The 16,029-nt window shown below is 63.2% G+C and carries 13 protein-coding genes; all 13 read right to left on the bottom strand.

Annotated elements, in window-relative coordinates; genetic code table 11:
• Positions 1-11 precede the first annotated feature (11 nt).
• Entirely contained in the window at positions 12-1,172 is a 1,161-nt protein-coding gene (locus tag CIW53_RS12475) for a YbaK/EbsC family protein (RefSeq protein WP_149365065.1), read from the bottom strand.
• A gap of 19 nt (positions 1,173-1,191) precedes the next feature.
• On the bottom strand, positions 1,192-7,674 hold the full coding sequence (locus tag CIW53_RS12470; RefSeq protein WP_149365064.1) for a non-ribosomal peptide synthetase: 6,483 nt from the start codon (positions 7,672-7,674) through the stop codon (positions 1,192-1,194).
• A gap of 72 nt (positions 7,675-7,746) precedes the next feature.
• Positions 7,747-8,604, bottom strand: a complete 858-nt coding sequence (locus tag CIW53_RS12465; protein ID WP_149365063.1) for a branched-chain amino acid aminotransferase — start codon at positions 8,602-8,604, stop codon at positions 7,747-7,749.
• A gap of 136 nt (positions 8,605-8,740) precedes the next feature.
• Entirely contained in the window at positions 8,741-9,097 is a 357-nt protein-coding gene (locus CIW53_RS12460; RefSeq protein ID WP_149365062.1) for a nuclear transport factor 2 family protein, read from the bottom strand.
• A 2-nt stretch (positions 9,098-9,099) separates the two neighbouring features.
• A complete protein-coding gene (locus tag CIW53_RS12455; protein ID WP_149365061.1) occupies positions 9,100-9,306 on the bottom strand; it encodes an MbtH family NRPS accessory protein in 207 nt (68 codons plus the stop codon).
• 21 nt (positions 9,307-9,327) lie between these two features.
• Complete coding sequence (locus tag CIW53_RS12450) at positions 9,328-11,190, bottom strand: non-ribosomal peptide synthetase (RefSeq protein WP_149365060.1); 1,863 nt, start codon at positions 11,188-11,190, stop codon at positions 9,328-9,330.
• A 101-nt stretch (positions 11,191-11,291) separates the two neighbouring features.
• Positions 11,292-12,020 carry an alpha/beta fold hydrolase gene (locus CIW53_RS12445; protein ID WP_172969665.1) on the bottom strand — a complete coding sequence of 243 codons (729 nt, stop codon included), beginning with the start codon at positions 12,018-12,020 and terminating at the stop codon, positions 11,292-11,294.
• 1,061 nt (positions 12,021-13,081) lie between these two features.
• Complete coding sequence (locus tag CIW53_RS12440; protein ID WP_149365057.1) at positions 13,082-13,354, bottom strand: hypothetical protein; 273 nt, start codon at positions 13,352-13,354, stop codon at positions 13,082-13,084.
• 86 nt (positions 13,355-13,440) lie between these two features.
• Positions 13,441-13,749, bottom strand: coding sequence for an SEC-C metal-binding domain-containing protein (locus CIW53_RS12435; RefSeq protein WP_149365056.1), 309 nt, complete (start codon positions 13,747-13,749; stop codon positions 13,441-13,443).
• On the bottom strand, positions 13,746-14,567 hold the full coding sequence (locus tag CIW53_RS12430) for a VC1465 family Xer recombination activation factor (RefSeq protein WP_149365058.1): 822 nt from the start codon (positions 14,565-14,567) through the stop codon (positions 13,746-13,748). Before CIW53_RS12430 ends, CIW53_RS12435 begins: the two co-directional genes overlap by 4 nt.
• Positions 14,567-14,839 carry a hypothetical protein gene (locus tag CIW53_RS12425; RefSeq protein ID WP_149365057.1) on the bottom strand — a complete coding sequence of 91 codons (273 nt, stop codon included), beginning with the start codon at positions 14,837-14,839 and terminating at the stop codon, positions 14,567-14,569. The genes CIW53_RS12430 and CIW53_RS12425 overlap by 1 nt, the downstream gene beginning before the upstream one ends.
• 86 nt (positions 14,840-14,925) lie before the next feature.
• Entirely contained in the window at positions 14,926-15,234 is a 309-nt protein-coding gene (locus tag CIW53_RS12420) for an SEC-C metal-binding domain-containing protein (protein WP_149365056.1), read from the bottom strand.
• On the bottom strand, positions 15,231-16,029 hold a 799-nt coding region (locus CIW53_RS12415), incomplete at its 5' end, for a VC1465 family Xer recombination activation factor (RefSeq protein ID WP_242451893.1). The genes CIW53_RS12415 and CIW53_RS12420, both read right to left, overlap by 4 nt.

Genomic DNA, 16,029 nt, shown 5'->3' with positions numbered 1-16,029 from the left:
GGTTCTCGTGGTCAGGCCATGGCCAGGATCTGGGCAGCGCATGAAGCGCGCAGGTCGGCCGGCGCGATCTCGATCTCCACCCGGGGCACACCGCTGCCGGTCAGCACGGTGGGGAACTGAAACAAGGTCTCATCCATGAACACCGGGATACCAGCCACCGCGATCGGCGTGACCGACGTCGGCGGATAACCGACGAGACGTTGCAGGTCGGCAAGTGGCGCCAGTTCCAGTCGCCCGGTACCCAGCTTGGCGGCCAGGCCACGCAGGTCGACCCGTTTGTCCATGCTGCAGATCACAAGGTAGTAGCGCGCGTCATCGCGGCTTTTCAGGAACAGCGTCTTGGTGATGCGCCCCACGGCATAACCAAGCGCGTCGGCGAAATCCTTCGGCACGCGGATGGGAAGAGGGTAATTGTCGTGGCAATGCACACGGTAGGTGAGGCCCGCCGCATCGAGCGCGTCGATGATTCGCGGCGCGGCTTGCGGGGCATTTTCATCCGGATTCGTCGTCATGCCAAAGCGCTCCGCAGCTTCCTCGAATTGGGCGCGGAAACGTTCCGGCACCGCGTTGCCGTAAATCTGCACATACTCGCGAAACAGCTGTGCACTGTCTTTCAGGAACAGCAGGTCGGTGGGTACCATGTGCCGGATCACCAGCATGGGCACCGGGCTGTAGAGCGGCCGGAACGCGCTGTTCCACAGCCCGCCTTTCTGGGGCGGGCCGGAATGGAATTCACCCACCATCAGGCCGTTCGGCACGAAGTGCTTCTGCAATTCGGCCTGGGCGACCTCGATCATGTCCAGGTCGTCGACGGACAATTGGGGGAACATCACCATCAGCGATTTGAACTGAGCCTCGTTGCCCGAGACCGGATCGAGCTTGATGAAGCGCTCCATCTCGCGCAGCAGGATCGTCTTGATATCGTCGACGTCGATACCGGGATCTTCATACACGGTCGCGAACAGCAGCTGCTTCTGCAATGCGCCGGGTACGAAAGGGCAGACCGGCCCGTTGCGTCCGAGCTCGGCATGCGGACAGCAGAGGTAATTTCTTGCCCAGTCTGCGATGACGCCCAGCGCGGGATGCCGGTCGCCGTCCACTGCGGGCGCTTCAAGCGGCAACAAGGCGGGTATGTCGCGTTCAAGCGTATTGCCGGAGAGTTCGTAGCCCATGGTGAGTCCTTGCCGGGTTCTAGAATTCGACGATGTCGGAGAGGTCGCACTCGTTGAAACGCTTCGCGGCGAGCCGCGCCTGACGGTGGCGGTGGATTGCCTCGGCGAGTGCGCGGACCGTGGGAGCGGCGAAGAACGCCTTGAGCTCGAGTTCGTAATCGAACTTCTCTCGCACGCAATTGGCGAGGCGCAATGCCAACAACGAGTGCCCGCCGGCTGCGAAGAAATCGCAGGTGATGCCGATGTGCGGCTGCTTCAGCAAGGTCTGCCAGATCTCCAGCAGTTGCCGCTGCAGATCATTTTCAGGTGGCTGCAATGTGCCTTCGGCACCGCGCCCCCCTGGCGCAGGCAAGGCTGCGCGGTCGAGCTTGCCGTTGGCGTTGAGGGGCAGACGCGCAAGCACGACATAGGCGGCCGGAAGCATGTGCGAAGGCAACTGCGACGCCAGGTGCTCGCGCAAGGCCGGCAGCAAGGCATCCTCCGACACATCCGGGTCCGTCGGTACCAGATAGGCGACAAGTCGCAGCTCGGCACCATCATCCCGCGCCAGAAGCACGGCCTGCCGGATGCCGGCAAAGGCGAGCATTTGTGCCTCGATGTCGCCAAGTTCCACGCGTTGGCCACGGATCTTGATCTGGAAATCGTTACGGCCCAGGTGCTCGATGTTGCCGTCCGGAAGTTGTCGACCGAGGTCGCCAGTGCGGCACATCCGTGCGCCGGCTGCGGGATGATACGGGTCTGCCACGAAGCGTTCGGCATCCAGCTCGGGACGGCGGAAATAGCCGCGTGCAACCTGGCAGCCACCAACGTGGATCTCGCCACGCACACCGCGCGGCACCGGCCTTCCCAGCTCGTCCAAAATGTAGATGCGTGTGTTGGCACCCGCCTTGCCGATGGGAACCTTGTCCGGCACCACGCCGGCCGAGCAGTCCCAACTGGCGGAGAGCACCGCCGTTTCGCTGGAGCCATACAAATGCGTCAGGCCGGCCTGCGGAAGCTGCTCGCGACAACGGCGGGCAAGCATGCCCGATAGCGGCTCGCCGCCGCACAGGATGTGCCTGAGGATCTTGCAATCGCCCGCGTGCGGCTGATCGAGGAACGCCTGCAGCATGGATGGCACGAAGAACAGGACGGTGACGCCCTCGCGCACGATCAGTTCGCACAGGTACGTCGGGTCCTTGTGGCCCTGACCCTCGCTCAACACCAACTGCGCACCGGCAAGCAGCGGCCAGAAGATCTCGAATACCGAGGCACCGAAGCCGATCGCCGCCGTCTGCAGGAACTTGTCCCGGTCGTTCAGCGGGTGAGCCTCCTGCAACCAGCGCAAGCGATTGACGATGGCGCGATGCTCGTTCATCACCCCCTTTGGCCGACCGGTGGAGCCGGAGGTGTAGATGATGTAGGCCACGTGGGCCGAGGTGAGGCCGATGTCTTCCAGGGACGGGTTCGACTCGCTGTTGCGATGCCATTGTTCGGCGTCGCCCTGGACGTCCAGCACATGTGGGCGCGTCGAAGCTCCGCTCTCGCAGAGCGCTGCCTCGATCCTCGGGCGGGTGTTTTCATCGACCAGGATCACCGCGGGGGCGCTGTCGGCCAGCATGATCGCGAGTCGCGCTTGCGGATATCCGGCATCGAGGGGCACATAGGCACCGCCGGCCTTCAATATGGCGAGCAGGCCGACGACCAGCGATGGTCCGCGCTCCATGGCAATGGCTACAGGTACGTCGCCGGCCACGCCCAGCCCGCGCAGATGGTGCGCCAGGCGATTGGCTTCCCGATTGAGCTGTGCATAGCTGAGCGTCGTACTCCCGTGGATCACCGCGACAGCGTCGGGTGCAAGCTCGGCATGGCGCTCGATCAGCGTGTGCAGGCAATCCTGTGCGGGGTATGGGCGATCCGTGTCGTTGCCCAGTGCAAGCACGCGCGCCTGACCGGCCGCGTCGAGCAGCGGCAACTGCCGCACGCGTGCGTCGGGGGCATCGAGGACGGCTTCCAGCATCACCCGGTAGGACGAGGCCATCTGCTCGATGGTGGCGACGTCGAACAGGTCGGCGTCGTATTCCCATTCGGCGAGGATCTCGCCGTCGACGGGTTGAAGGTTGAGGGCAAGGTCGAACTTCGCGAATCGTTCGGCGAACGGAATCGGTTTCGCGACGAGATCCGGCAGCACCATGTCCGCAGCATCCGTGTTCTGCAGTGCGAACAGAATCTGGAACAAGGGGCTATAGGACGCATTGCGGGCGGGATTGATCCGCTCCACCAGCAATTCGAACGGCAGGTCCTGATGTTCGTACGCATCCAGCGCATACGTCCTGGCCTGGGCGAGCAGGTCGATGAAAGTGGGGTTGCCCGACATGTCGCTGCGGAAAACCAGGGTGTTGATGAACAACCCCACCATCGGCATCAGCGCTTCATCGCGGCGGTTTGCCACGGGCGTGCCGACCACGATGTCGTTCTCGCCGCTGTAACGCGAAAGCAGCAGGGCAAAGACGCTGTGCAAGCCCATGAACAAAGTGGCGTCGTGATGTTGCACCAGGGTCTGAAGACGCTCGACGAGACTGCTCGGCAACACTTGCCGATGAACTGCTCCGCGATAGCTCTGAATGCCGGGACGCGGGCGGTCCAGCGGCAAGCCATGCAGCAAGGGCAGGCCGCGCAAGCGGTCCTGCCAGAACGTTAGTTGCGATTCCAGCGCCGCTTCATCCAGCCATTGGCGCTGCCAGCGCGCGTAGTCGGTGTACTGCAGCGGCAACGGAGGCAGCGATGCCGGTTCGTCGTTTCGATGCATCGCGTACAGCGCAGCGAGCTCCCTTTGCACGATACCCATGGCCCAGCCATCGGCCGCAATGTGATGAACCGTCAAGGCGAGCCAGTGCCGGTTCGCCGCCAGTCGCAGGAGTTGCGCGCGCAGCGATCCCTCTCGGGCCAGGTCAAATGGACGCAGCGCCTCGGCATGCAGGCAGCGTTCGGCTTCGAGCTGCCGCTCGGATTCTTCGACCTCGCAAAGGTCGAGCACCGGCAGATTGAAGTCGGCGGGCGGCAGAACGACCTGCCGTGGTTCGCCGTCCACTTCGCGGAATACCGTGCGCAGGATGGCGTGACGCTCGACCAGATCGCGCAACGCCTTGCGCAGCGCATCGATGTCGAGCGCACCATCCATGCTCAACCGATAAGGGATATGGTATTGCGCACTGGCGCTGTCGAGGCGGTGGATGAACCACAGCCGTTGCTGCGCATGAGACAACGGCGCGTCATTGCAGCCGCCCATCGCCGCGATGGGCGGCAACGAACGAGGGCGGGAGTGGAGTGCCGCGCCAACCGGCGCATGCAGGGCGTCCACGCATGCGGCCAGCTGGCGCACGGTGGGAGCCTCGAATATCGTGCGCAACGGCAACTCGGCCTCCAGCTCGGCACGGATGCGATTTTGCAGGCGCGTCGCCAGCAGCGAGTGGCCACCGATCTCGAAGAAATTGTCATCGATGCTGATGCGATCCATCTTGAGCAGGTCTTGCCATACGGCCAGCAGCGCTTCCTCGCGCGTGGACGTCGGGGTCGCAAAGGCATCGATGGTGTAAGCGCTTCGATCAGGTGCAGGCAATGCCTTCAGGTCCAGCTTGCCGTTCTGCGTCAGCGGCCATGCAGGCACCATGACAAGGGCAGCCGGCACCATATAGGCCGGCAATTTCTGTTGCAGACAGGTGCGCCATCGTTCGCGTGCGTCTTCCGCCGCGACGATATAGGCGAGTATCTGCTTGTCTCCGCTATTCGCGCGATGGACCACGACCTTGGCATCCTGCACTCCGGGACAGGCGCGGAGTTGGGCCTCGATCTCGCTCAGCTCGATACGAAAGCCGCGAATCTTCACCTGCTGGTCGCTGCGACCGACGAATTGCAGGATGGCTCGTCCGCTCCCGCCAGGGATTTGCCAGCGCACGAGATCACCGGTGCGGTACCAGCAAGCCGAAACGGCCATGGCCGGATCGGCCGGGAGGAATTTTTCCGCCGTGAGTTCGGCATGCCCGAGGTAGCCGCGGGCGAGTCCCTGACCCGCCACGTAGAGCTCGCCGATGACGCCAGCTGGCTGCGCTTGGCCGGCACCGTTGAGTACGAGCAACTGGGTTCCGGGCGCTGGCAGGCCTATCGGCACCGGCGCGGTGATTTCGCGGGGAATCGGGTAGTAGCTGCTCAGCACGCCGTTTTCGGTCGGGCCATAGTGATTGATCACGGTGACCTGGTCGTCGAGTGCATACAGGCGCGCGACCGTGCTGGCGGAGAGGGCCTCGCCGCCGGCCACGATGCGCTTGAGGCCTGTGCTTCCTTGCCACTGGTCGCTCCACAAATCGAGCAGGGATGCGGGCAGGGTCAGCGTATTGATGCCGTAGTCCGCGATGAGGGCATGCAAGGTCGAGACATCGAGGCCCTGGCCGGGGTAGAGCACCAATTGGCCGCCACAACATAGCGGGGCCCACGTCTCCAGCACCGAGGCATCGAACGCCACGTTGATGCTCTGCAGCATCACGGTCTCGCGGTCATAGCCCAGTGCTTCAGGCGCACCGAGCAGGCGACTTACGGCACGGTGTTCCACCAGCACGCCTTTCGGTTCACCGGTTGAGCCCGAGGTGTAGATGACGTAAGCAAGGTCATGGGGATCGCGGGCGATTGTTGGCAGCGCGACCGACGCGGCGATCCGTTGTTGCGTGGCCGGGTCATCGAGGCACAGCAGCAAGCGGCCTTCGCCGGTAAAACGTGCTGCGAGCGATACCATCGTCAGGACGCGGCAGATGCCCGCGTTGCCGATGATATAGGCATGCCGATCGGCCGGCTGCTCCGGATCGAGCGGCACATAGGCGGCGCCGGCCTTCCACAGGGCGAGCACTGCGACCAGGAAGTCAGGCGATCGCGGCAGGCAAAGCCCGACCAGCTCGCCATGACCCAATCCATCGGCCGACAGAAAACCCGCGAGACGATCCGCACGCTCGTCCAGCTCCCGGAACGAAAAGCACTGTTCGCCGTAACGCACGGCCACCGCATCCGGTCGGTTGGCAGCCGTTTGCGCGAAGAGGTCGTGAATGCCGATATCCGGAACGTTCGCCACCGGCAAAGTCGACCACTCCAGCCATTGAGCGTGTTCGGCTTCGTTCATCAGGGGCAGCTGGTCGGCGGCAAGGTCGGGCTTGTCGAGCGCCGCAGCGAGCATCACCAGGAAGTGGTCGAACATCCGGTTCGCGGTGGCCGGATCGAACAGGTCGAGGTTGTACTCCAGCGAGAGAATCATCTCGTCCTGCAGGAAATCGAGCACCATCGACACATCGAAACGCGCCTTGTCGATCGCCATCTCGCCCAGGTAGGTCATGCTCGACGTCGGTGACAGCACGGCAGGGCGGCGACGGTTCTGCACCGCAAGCATCGCCTGGAATATCGGTGGATGCGACGATTCGTGACCGGCACCCAGCGTGCCGACCAGCTCGCCGAAAGGCAGCTCTCCATGGGGGTAGGCGTCGAGACAGAGATGCCGCGCTTGCCGCAGCAATTGGCGGAACGATGCCTGGCCGTCCACCTTCATGCGCAGCGCGACCGTGTTCACGAAAAAGCCGATCAGCCCCCGCGTGTCCTTGTCGCTACGCAATGCGAACGGGCTGCCTACCACCACCTCCTGCTGGCCCGCGTAACGGCACAGCCAGATCGAATAAGCCGTCAACATCAACATGAAGGGTGTCACGCGCTCGCGTCGGCAGGCCCCTTCGAGTGCGGCGGCAAGGTCGGCGCCAACCACTCTCTGAAAAGTGTCTCCGCGAAAACCCTGCCTTGGCGGCCGTGGTCGATCCGAGGGCAGGGTGAGAACGGGCAGCTCATCGCCGAGCCGGGATTGCCAATACGCAACCATCCCATCCTTGAGCGCACCGGATATCCGCTGGCGCTCGGCAACCGCAGCATCCCCGCTCTGCAGCGGCAACTCGGGCAGCGGCGACGGTCGCCCCTCGCGGAAAGCCGGGTAGAGAGCCTCCAGTTCCTGCATGAGGATGTCGATGGACGCGCCATCGAAGATGATGTGGTGCACGGTCAGCAGGAGTTCGTGGTGATCTTCGCCGAGCCGGTACAAGGCGACGCGCAGCAGGGGTGGACGCCGCAGGTCGAACGGACGCGAGGCTACCGACCATTGATCGCGGCGCATGGCCTGGACCGGATCCGAATGCGCCCGCATGTCCTGGAACGTCAGGTCGAATGATGGCTGCGCAGCAATCTCGGGATGACCATCATCGGCGGCGAAGCCCATGCGCAGCACATCGTGCCGGCGCGCGACCTCGCGCAACGCGCGTTCGAACACCGTCACATCCATCTCGCCGGTCAGCGCGAATCGCATGGATGCGTTATAGAGGGCCTTGTCATCGACAAGCTGGTCGACGATCCACAGGCGTTCCTGCGCGAACGAGATTCGACGCGCCGCATCTGCACGATGACCGGGCGCAGGACCAGCTACGTGCGCGGCTTCGGATTCAACCATCGATATGCTCCGGAGAATGATTGCTCTGGCGATGCGGCTCGATCGCCTGGCAGGCGACGCACTCGCGCGACTTCACGCGGCCACAGTGGCGCGTGCGGTGTCGTGGGCGAACGCCTGGTACAGCACGTGCGCCTGTTCGGCGATCGGGCCGCGTGGATAGTGGCGGTCGTCAATGCGGTGTACCGGCAGGACCTTGCCGAAATTGCCTGTGCTGAATACTTCGTCGGCATCGAGTACGTCCTGCCAGCGCAGACGACACTCGACCACCTCGATCCCGGCATCGCGGAGCAGGCCGATCACGCGGGCGCGCGTGATGCCAGCCAGGAAGCTGCCATCCGGTGCCGGGGTATGGACGATCGAGTCACGCACGATCATCACGTTGCACGTGGAGAACTCCGCAACATCGTCGTCGGCGTTGCACAACAGCGCGTTGTCGAATCCACGCTGCCGCGCATAATTCAGCGCCTGCTGGGTCATTGGATAAAGGCAGCTGGCCTTCGCAAGCGTCGGTGCCATGTCCGGGCGGGGCCGGCGGAAGGGTGCGGAGCAGGCACTGAAGCCGTCACGAGAAGGCAGCGGTGCGCGATGGATCACGATGCCACACTCGGTCGTATCGGGATCGGGGACGATGAAGCCGCCGCGGGCGTAAAACATCGGTCTTATGTAGAGTTCTGCACCCGGCTCGAAATGCGCCACGCCAGCCCTGCAGATCGACGCGAGCGTGGCGGCGTCCATGGTCGGCTTCATCAGCATGTGGACGGCGGAGCGGAGCAGGCGTTCGCAGTGCAAGTCCAGGTCGGGAATGATGTTGTCGTAAGCGCGCGCGCCGTCGAAAACGCTGTTGCCCATCCAGAAGCTGTTGTCGCTCAACCCCAGGATCGGACGCCGCTCGGACGTCCAATCACCATCGTGCCAGTACATCGATTCCATGAATGTCCCCCTCGGTTCCACCTGGCGTCCGGCGTTTTGCCCGACGAAAAAGGAAAGTCGGCCAATGCATCTTTGCAACAGGCTGCGTCGTATTCATCCATCTTGCGTTGCCACGCGACGGCGATTGAAGTGGCGATCAGATGGCAGCGCGGAAGAAGAAAGTCGTGCGCTTCCTGATCAAACCGTCTTCGAGCTCGTAGGCATCGGCGAAGCGTTCTTCCAGCGGGTCGCCGCTCTTCGAACGACCGCGGAAATGCCCCCAGCAGATCGCCTTGTCGGCATCGCGCAGGCCGCCGTCAAGCGAATGCTTGCCCTCGGCGATGATTCGCGTACTGCTGTAGAAATCACGCAAGGCATCCAGGCCGCTGATCGGTGCATATCCCGGCCTTTCGTAGACGATATCCGGATGGAAGAAATTCGGAAGATCGTTCCACGATGCCGTGTCGATGGCATGGAACAGATCCTCGAACCACGGGAACCGCAGCTGTTGCATCGTCAAGATTGTTCTCCCAGATGGTGACGCACGCTGAGCGGGCGCATATCCGTCCATACGCGCGCAATGTGGGCAAGGCACTCGGCGCGCGTTCCTTCGAACGCATCCGCTCGCCAGCCCGACGGAATATCGCGGCCCGCGGGCCATATCGAATACTGTTCCTCGTGGTTCACCACAACGATGTAACGTTCTTCATTTTCCATCTGCATGAATCATCCTCGTTACCGGATTCAGGCTACTGCCGTTTGCGGAGAATCAAGCCGTTCCTGCTTCAGGCCCCTGACGCGCTCGACGATTTCCTGCAGGGAGTCGGCTTCGAACAAAGCGGCGAGCGACAAATCCACGTTGTGCTCTTCACTCACTGCGGCGCAGAAGCGCATCGCAGTCAGCGAATCGCCACCGACATCGAAGAAGTGATCGGCGAGACTGACCCTCTTGTCGTCCAGAAGGTGTTTCAGCGTGTCCAGGAGTGAATTGCCCAGTGCATCGTCTGACGTGCCGCTCGTCTCCGGAGCGGGAGCATCGCCGGGCGTCGAAGAACGGGCATGTGCTTCGAGCTGCTTGCGATCGACCTTGCCATTGATGGTCAACGGCAGCACGTCCAGAAAGGCAATGCGCCGGGGAACCATGTAGTCGGGCAGGGTGGCCTGCAACTGCACGGTGAGCTCATCTTCAGTGATATCCGGACCATGCCTGTCGCGAACGCAATAGGCGTGAAGCAGGGACGTACCGGCATCGTTCTTTACATGAATGACGCACGCGGCAAGCAGCGATCCGCAGGAACGCAGGCAGCTCTCGATTTCGCCCAGTTCGACACGGAATCCACGGATCTTGACTTGGGTGTCGATGCGCCCGTGGTAGTCCAGGCATCCATCGGCTGCCTGCACCGCGAGATCGCCCGTTCGGTACATGCGTGAACCGTCCAGCGCGAAGGGGTCGGGCAGGAATCGTTCGGCGGTCAACGAGGGATTGCCGAGATAACCCTGCGCAAGTCCCGTTCCGCCAATGAACAGCTCGCCCTCGGCGCCCAGCGATCTGGCCTCAAGGCGTTCGTCCAGCAGATAGGCAGCCGTACCGCGGATGGGTGTGCCGATGGGAATGGACGTGTCGGCAGAACCGGCATCCGTCATCACATGACAATGCGAAAACGTGGTGACTTCCGTGGGGCCGTAGCCATTCACCACGATACGGCCACCGGCGCCGAAGAACTGGTTCGCCACGGATGGCGACATCACGTCACCGCCGGCCAGCAACACCCTCACCCCGCTTAGCCTCTGCAGCGCGTCGCGTCCCAGGGAATTGAATACCCCCGTGCTCAGCAGCAGCACGCTGATCCGATGCTCTTCGACCAGATCGCAAATTTCGTGAATGGCCACCCTGGGCGGCGCAACCACCAGTCGGGCGCCGCTCAACAACGCTCCCCAGATCTCGAAGGTCGATCCGTCGAAGGCGATCGACATCCCGTGATACACCACGTCATCGGGCACGAACCCGCAATAGGCGGCCCCCGTGACCAGGTCGAGTATGGCGCGATGCGGTATGCACACACCCTTGGCCTCGTTGGTCGAGCCCGAGGTATAGATCACGTAAGCCAGTTCAAGTGGATGGATATCGAGCAGGGGGCGAGACGCGACAGTGTCATCCGATCTGGTCGCAATGGCCTGGACAGCACCGCGGAACCAGCCCGGCGCGGGCTGGCCTTGCGCTACCGTCAGCACCTTGATCGTCGCAGCATCGGCCTGGGCTGCGAGACGCTGGCCAGGCGCCGCCGGGTCGAACGGCACATAGGTGGCGCCAAGCTTCAGGATCGCCAGCATCGCGATGATGGCTTCGGCAGAGCGATCCATATGGATGCCCACGCAGTGCCCACGCGCCACGCCATGCGTCACGAGTTGCGTGGCGGCCGCATCTGAAAGCCTGTCGAGTTCGGCGTAACTCCATGCTTGCTCGCCAACAATCAGCGCGATCTTCCCCGGCAGAATGCCGACGATATTGGCAAACGCCTGCGGCAGGGAGGCGGCGGGAGAGGGGGAAATACCATTTCGAGCAATACTCCTGGCCAATTCGACATGCTGCTGGTCACTGTCGTTCATGACTCCTCCATGGTGTTGTCGCTACTGCGCCCGGCCGGATGCGGCTACCGTCACCGTCGACCTGGGTCACTATCCGCTACCGATTGCCAGGCGCGGGCTCGCTATGCCGTCTTCAGCTGTTTTCCAAAAAGCGCCAGGTCTTCTGCCAGCGCGTTGGCGAGTGCCGATGCGGCATCGTATAGAAACATGTGTCCGCCATCGAATGCGCGAGTGTGAAATGCGACGTCAGTCTCGCTTCGCCATGCCGCGTAACCATCACCAACACTGACGTCGGCGTTGCCCCAATAGGCGTGGACGGGTATGCCCGCCAATGGCTTGCCTGGCGGCGTGAATGTTTTGAACAGGGTCAGGTCGGCGCGCATGGCGGGTGCCGACAACGCAATGAGCTCTGGCGAATCCAGCAGTTCGTCGGGGATGCCGCCGAGATCGCGCAACGCCTCGAACATGGCCCTGTCCTCCATGCGGTGCAACAGTCGTTCGTGGGTGATGGCTCGCGGTCCGCTCAGTGCGCAAGCGAAAAGCGCGCGCGAAGGCAATGACCTTGCGAGATGCCGATCCTTGAGGGCATGCATGACCTTGAGGGCCACCAAGGCACCAAGGCTGTAGCCGAGAAAAGCGTGCGGCTCGTCCAGCTTGGGGGCCAGCTCGGATACCAGGACATCCGTCAGCTCATCCCACTGATCGATGCATCGCTCCCCGCGCCGCCTGCCACGACCGGGTAACTCGACGGGAACGACTTCGATACGGCCTGCGAGCTCCTGGCCGAGTTGCCGGAAGGCCCATGAATTGCCGCCAGCGTAAGAAAAGCAATAAAGAGTCAGCAATCCCACTGCGCACGAGCTCCTTGCGGTGATGAGTCGATCGCCTTGGCATCATCTCCAGAGGAAACCACGCCATTGGTCATGGAGTTTCCCGGCTGGCGACTGCTTGCTGTCGGCAACTCGAGTTCGAAACAGTGTACGTACCGCATCTCCGCCACCTGAAGCAACGATGGACCATTGCCATGGCCGTTCCGTCGCCCGCGCTTCGGCGATCGCCGTGCGTGACGATCGATTGCTGCGCGAACTTTGTTATCCCCGACACGACAGCCCCGAAAGGCCATGCTGTCATCCCCCCCGCGGACGATCGCATGTTGAGCCATACGGTTCGGCTCGTTCGGCACGCCTTGCGAGCGCATGAACATACGTTGCGTTGCCCGGCATTGCAAGAAATCGGGAAGCTGGTCGGGAACCGCGTGCTGATTTCGCTGAGGAACGCGCAAAAGAAATGGCAGTCGGTATGCCGTGTACTCGGTGGCCGATACCACACTGAACAGACACAAGAGGCAGAACGATTAGGCAAAATTGTCGGGTTCCTACACCTTTACGGACATCCGGCGCAACGTGATAACGGTGTACGACTGGAAAGCAACGGCACTTTACGACGGGCGACCCGAAGCGGATTTGCCGACTGTGAAGACCTTTTGGGCGTCGACGGAGCCCGCTGAGTTCCGTATCGCCGCCCGTGGCATTGTGGATATTCGGGCCTTTGCTCGCTGGCTAAAGACCGACGTGGCACATGTCTAAACGCTTCTGCAAATCGGCGGCAGTCTGCTGGTCGATTTCGGAGACTGTTTGTTGATCACCTGGTGCAAGTTTCGTGGTCCTGCCACGTGGCGTTCCAGGAAATTAGAGGAGGTTCGTCGCGGCACCTGGGAACTTGCGGCGGCTTCTTGGTCAATCAACGAGTTCGGGGCAGTTTGTTGCTCGCTCAGAGGCGGCTTCTTGGTTGCTGCGGAGGTGGTTCGTAGTTTTTAGACACCAGAACAGGACGTTTTCGGCGCTTCCAGCCCCCTCGTCGGGCACCTCCTTTAATTTCGCATAATGTATAGCCTTCGCGGCTTTGCTCGCCATTATCTCGCCCCCGTCGTGAGGCGATTATTCCGAGGATTTTCCGGGGTGGCAAACGGTGCATTATCCGGCGCGTTCTTTTCGGCATTTTCGAGCGCCACCGCAGGCCGGTAAGCGTCGATTCTGTCAAGCAGATAGTCCGTCACGTCGGCGACGGCGGCAGGGTCCAGATCGCACGCCGGATCGGCCTTCACCCGGTTAAGTTCCTCCAGGAGTTGCCGCCACGCGTTAAGCAAGGTCTTGCTGGTGTAGGGCTTCGCAGTACGGCCTTTCATGGCATCATCCCTTGGGGCTTCGGCCCCGGTTGTGGTTGTACCCGATGCCCCCGTGCAGCTCGCCAGCGTCCGGGGGCATCACTTCGTCAGGCGCCCGGTTTCCCGTGGCACCACTTCCACTTCTGACCGCTGCCGCACGGGCAGGGGGCATAGACCCCGCCAGCCGGTTGCACGTAGGGCAACGCGGCCGGAGCCAGATCCTGCACGTACTTTTGCCTGACCTCAGCCGGACTGAGGTTCACCACCGGCAGCGCCTCAGACCGTGAACGCGCGTCGAGGTAGTCGCGCAGGGCGACGGCACACAGCGCATTGAGGGAAATTCCCAGCGCGACGGCGTAGGCCTCAGCGTCAGCTTTGAGGCCATCGGGAAGGCGGAGAGTAGTCGAGGTGGTCATAGATCGGCATCCAGAAGGGTCTTTTGGCCCCTGTTAGTTTCTGGGCCTACCGGCGGGCTTTGGTGCGCTCCGACCGGTGTAAAGTACCACTTCTGACTGCAAGCTGACGTCAGATTGACGTCACGGGGAAGAGTGCACCCGAGGGCAGCGAACGCCGCCATGCCCGTCGACCATGCCAGCCCAGCCGCATGAGCGCAAGCGGAATCGCCGGTCACATGGCCCTCGTTGTCGGCCTTCGGCTGGTCTCCAACGAGGGCCACGCCGACCGGCTCAACCGATACGCGATCAAAAGCGGTTTGGCGGGAATGGGACGCGGCAAGGACGGCCACCGATGCGGGCAGGGTGTCCGCGCTTCGCCCTGGCATCGCGATCAAAGGCACTGCTGCGCAGGCGACCGCGGGGGCTGGCGCCCCCACACCCCCGAGCGTCGCACGGTCATAGCCCTCGCGAAACAGGGCCGCTTGCGTCAGCGTCAGCCACAGGTGGCGCATGTCGCGCTCCCGGTAGGCCCGGCCATCGGGCGAAACGAGCCGGTCCCGCCTGATCGTCCAGCCTTCCCAGCCGTCCAGCAGGCCGCCCAGCTCGCCGGCACGCCGCAGCCGCAGCAGACGCACCGCCGACCACGGCACCCGGCACCGGCCCGCGTCCCAGTGGCGCACGGTGCGCACGCAGACGCCGAGGTACGCGGCGCACGCTTTGCGGCTCAGCAGGCAACCGTGGCGCAGCTCGCGGAAGCCTTCCGGAGAGATCAGCCAGAGGCGGCGCCGGGCCTTCTTCAATTTCGCATAATGTATAGCCTTCGCGGCTTTGCTCGCCATTATCTCGCCCCCGTCGTGAGGCGATTATTCCGAGGATTTTCCGGGGTGGCAAACGGTGCATTATCCGGCGCGTTCTTTTCGGCATTTTCGAGCGCCACCGCAGGCCGGTAAGCGTCGATTCTGTCAAGCAGATAGTCCGTCACGTCGGCGACGGCGGCAGGGTCCAGATCGCACGCCGGATCGGCCTTCACCCGGTTAAGTTCCTCCAGGAGTTGCCGCCACGCGTTAAGCAAGGTCTTGCTGGTGTAGGGCTTCGCAGTACGGCCTTTCATGGCATCATCCCTTGGGGCTTCGGCCCCGGTTGTGGTTGTACCCGATGCCCCCGTGCAGCTCGCCAGCGTCCGGGGGCATCACTTCGTCAGGCGCCCGGTTTCCCGTGGCACCACTTCCACTTCTGACCGCTGCCGCACGGGCAGGGGGCATAGACCCCGCCAGCCGGTTGCACGTAGGGCAACGCGGCCGGAGCCAGATCCTGCACGTACTTTTGCCTGACCTCAGCCGGACTGAGGTTCACCACCGGCAGCGCCTCAGACCGTGAACGCGCGTCGAGGTAGTCGCGCAGGGCGACGGCACACAGCGCATTGAGGGAAATTCCCAGCGCGACGGCGTAGGCCTCAGCGTCAGCTTTGAGGCCATCGGGAAGGCGGAGAGTAGTCGAGGTGGTCATAGATCGGCATCCAGAAGGGTCTTTTGGCCCCTGTTAGTTTCTGGGCCTACCGGCGGGCTTTGGTGCGCTCCGACCGGTGTAAAGTACCACTTCTGACTGCAAGCTGACGTCAGATTGACGTCACGGNGAAGAGTGCACCCGAGGGCAGCGAACGCCGCCATGCCCGTCGACCATGCCAGCCCAGCCGCATGAGCGCAAGCGGAATCGCCGGTCACATGGCCCTCGTTGTCGGCCTTCGGCTGGTCTCCAACGAGGGCCACGCCGACCGGCTCAACCGATACGCGATCAAAAGCGGTTTGGCGGGAATGGGACGCGGCAAGGACGGCCACCGATGCGGGCAGGGTGTCCGCGCTTCGCCCTGGCATCGCGATCAAAGGCACTGCTGCGCAGGCGACCGCGGGGGCTGGCGCCCCCACACCCCCGAGCGTCGCACGGTCATAGCCCTCGCGAAACAGGGCCGCTTGCGTCAGCGTCAGCCACAGGTGGCGCATGTCGCGCTCCCGGTAGGCCCGGCCATCGGGCGAAACGAGCCGGTCCCGCCTGATCGTCCAGCCTTCCCAGCCGTCCAGCAGGCCGCCCAGCTCGCCGGCACGCCGCAGCCGCAGCAGACGCACCGCCGACCACGGCACCCGGCACCGGCCCGCGTCCCAGTGGCGCACGGTGCGCACGCAGACGCCGAGGTACGCGGCGCACGCTTTGCGGCTCAGCAGGCAACCGTGGCGCAGCTCGCGGAAGCCTTCCGGAGAGATCAGCCAGAGGCGGCGCCGGGCCTTCTTCAATTTCGCATAATGTATA

This window comes from Rhodanobacter sp. T12-5 (genome assembly GCF_008329435.1).
GTDB lineage: Bacteria > Pseudomonadota > Gammaproteobacteria > Xanthomonadales > Rhodanobacteraceae > Rhodanobacter.
The sequence above is the reverse complement of the archived record's forward strand: the minus strand, read 5'-3'. Positions and strand labels throughout refer to the sequence as shown.

Excerpts from the sequence above, each read along its gene's own strand:
- CIW53_RS12475 (WP_149365065.1), bottom strand. The coding sequence starts at position 1,172 with ATGGGCTACGAACTCTCCGGCAATACGCTTGAACGCGACATACCCGCC.
- CIW53_RS12470 (WP_149365064.1), bottom strand. The coding sequence starts at position 7,674 with ATGGTTGAATCCGAAGCCGCGCACGTAGCTGGTCCTGCGCCCGGTCAT.
- CIW53_RS12465 (WP_149365063.1), bottom strand. The coding sequence starts at position 8,604 with ATGGAATCGATGTACTGGCACGATGGTGATTGGACGTCCGAGCGGCGT.
- CIW53_RS12460 (WP_149365062.1), bottom strand. The coding sequence starts at position 9,097 with ATGCAACAGCTGCGGTTCCCGTGGTTCGAGGATCTGTTCCATGCCATC.
- CIW53_RS12455 (WP_149365061.1), bottom strand. The coding sequence starts at position 9,306 with ATGCAGATGGAAAATGAAGAACGTTACATCGTTGTGGTGAACCACGAG.
- CIW53_RS12450 (WP_149365060.1), bottom strand. The coding sequence starts at position 11,190 with ATGAACGACAGTGACCAGCAGCATGTCGAATTGGCCAGGAGTATTGCT.
- CIW53_RS12440 (WP_149365057.1), bottom strand. The coding sequence starts at position 13,354 with ATGAAAGGCCGTACTGCGAAGCCCTACACCAGCAAGACCTTGCTTAAC.
- CIW53_RS12435 (WP_149365056.1), bottom strand. The coding sequence starts at position 13,749 with ATGACCACCTCGACTACTCTCCGCCTTCCCGATGGCCTCAAAGCTGAC.
- CIW53_RS12430 (WP_149365058.1), bottom strand. The coding sequence starts at position 14,567 with ATGGCGAGCAAAGCCGCGAAGGCTATACATTATGCGAAATTGAAGAAG.
- CIW53_RS12425 (WP_149365057.1), bottom strand. The coding sequence starts at position 14,839 with ATGAAAGGCCGTACTGCGAAGCCCTACACCAGCAAGACCTTGCTTAAC.
- CIW53_RS12420 (WP_149365056.1), bottom strand. The coding sequence starts at position 15,234 with ATGACCACCTCGACTACTCTCCGCCTTCCCGATGGCCTCAAAGCTGAC.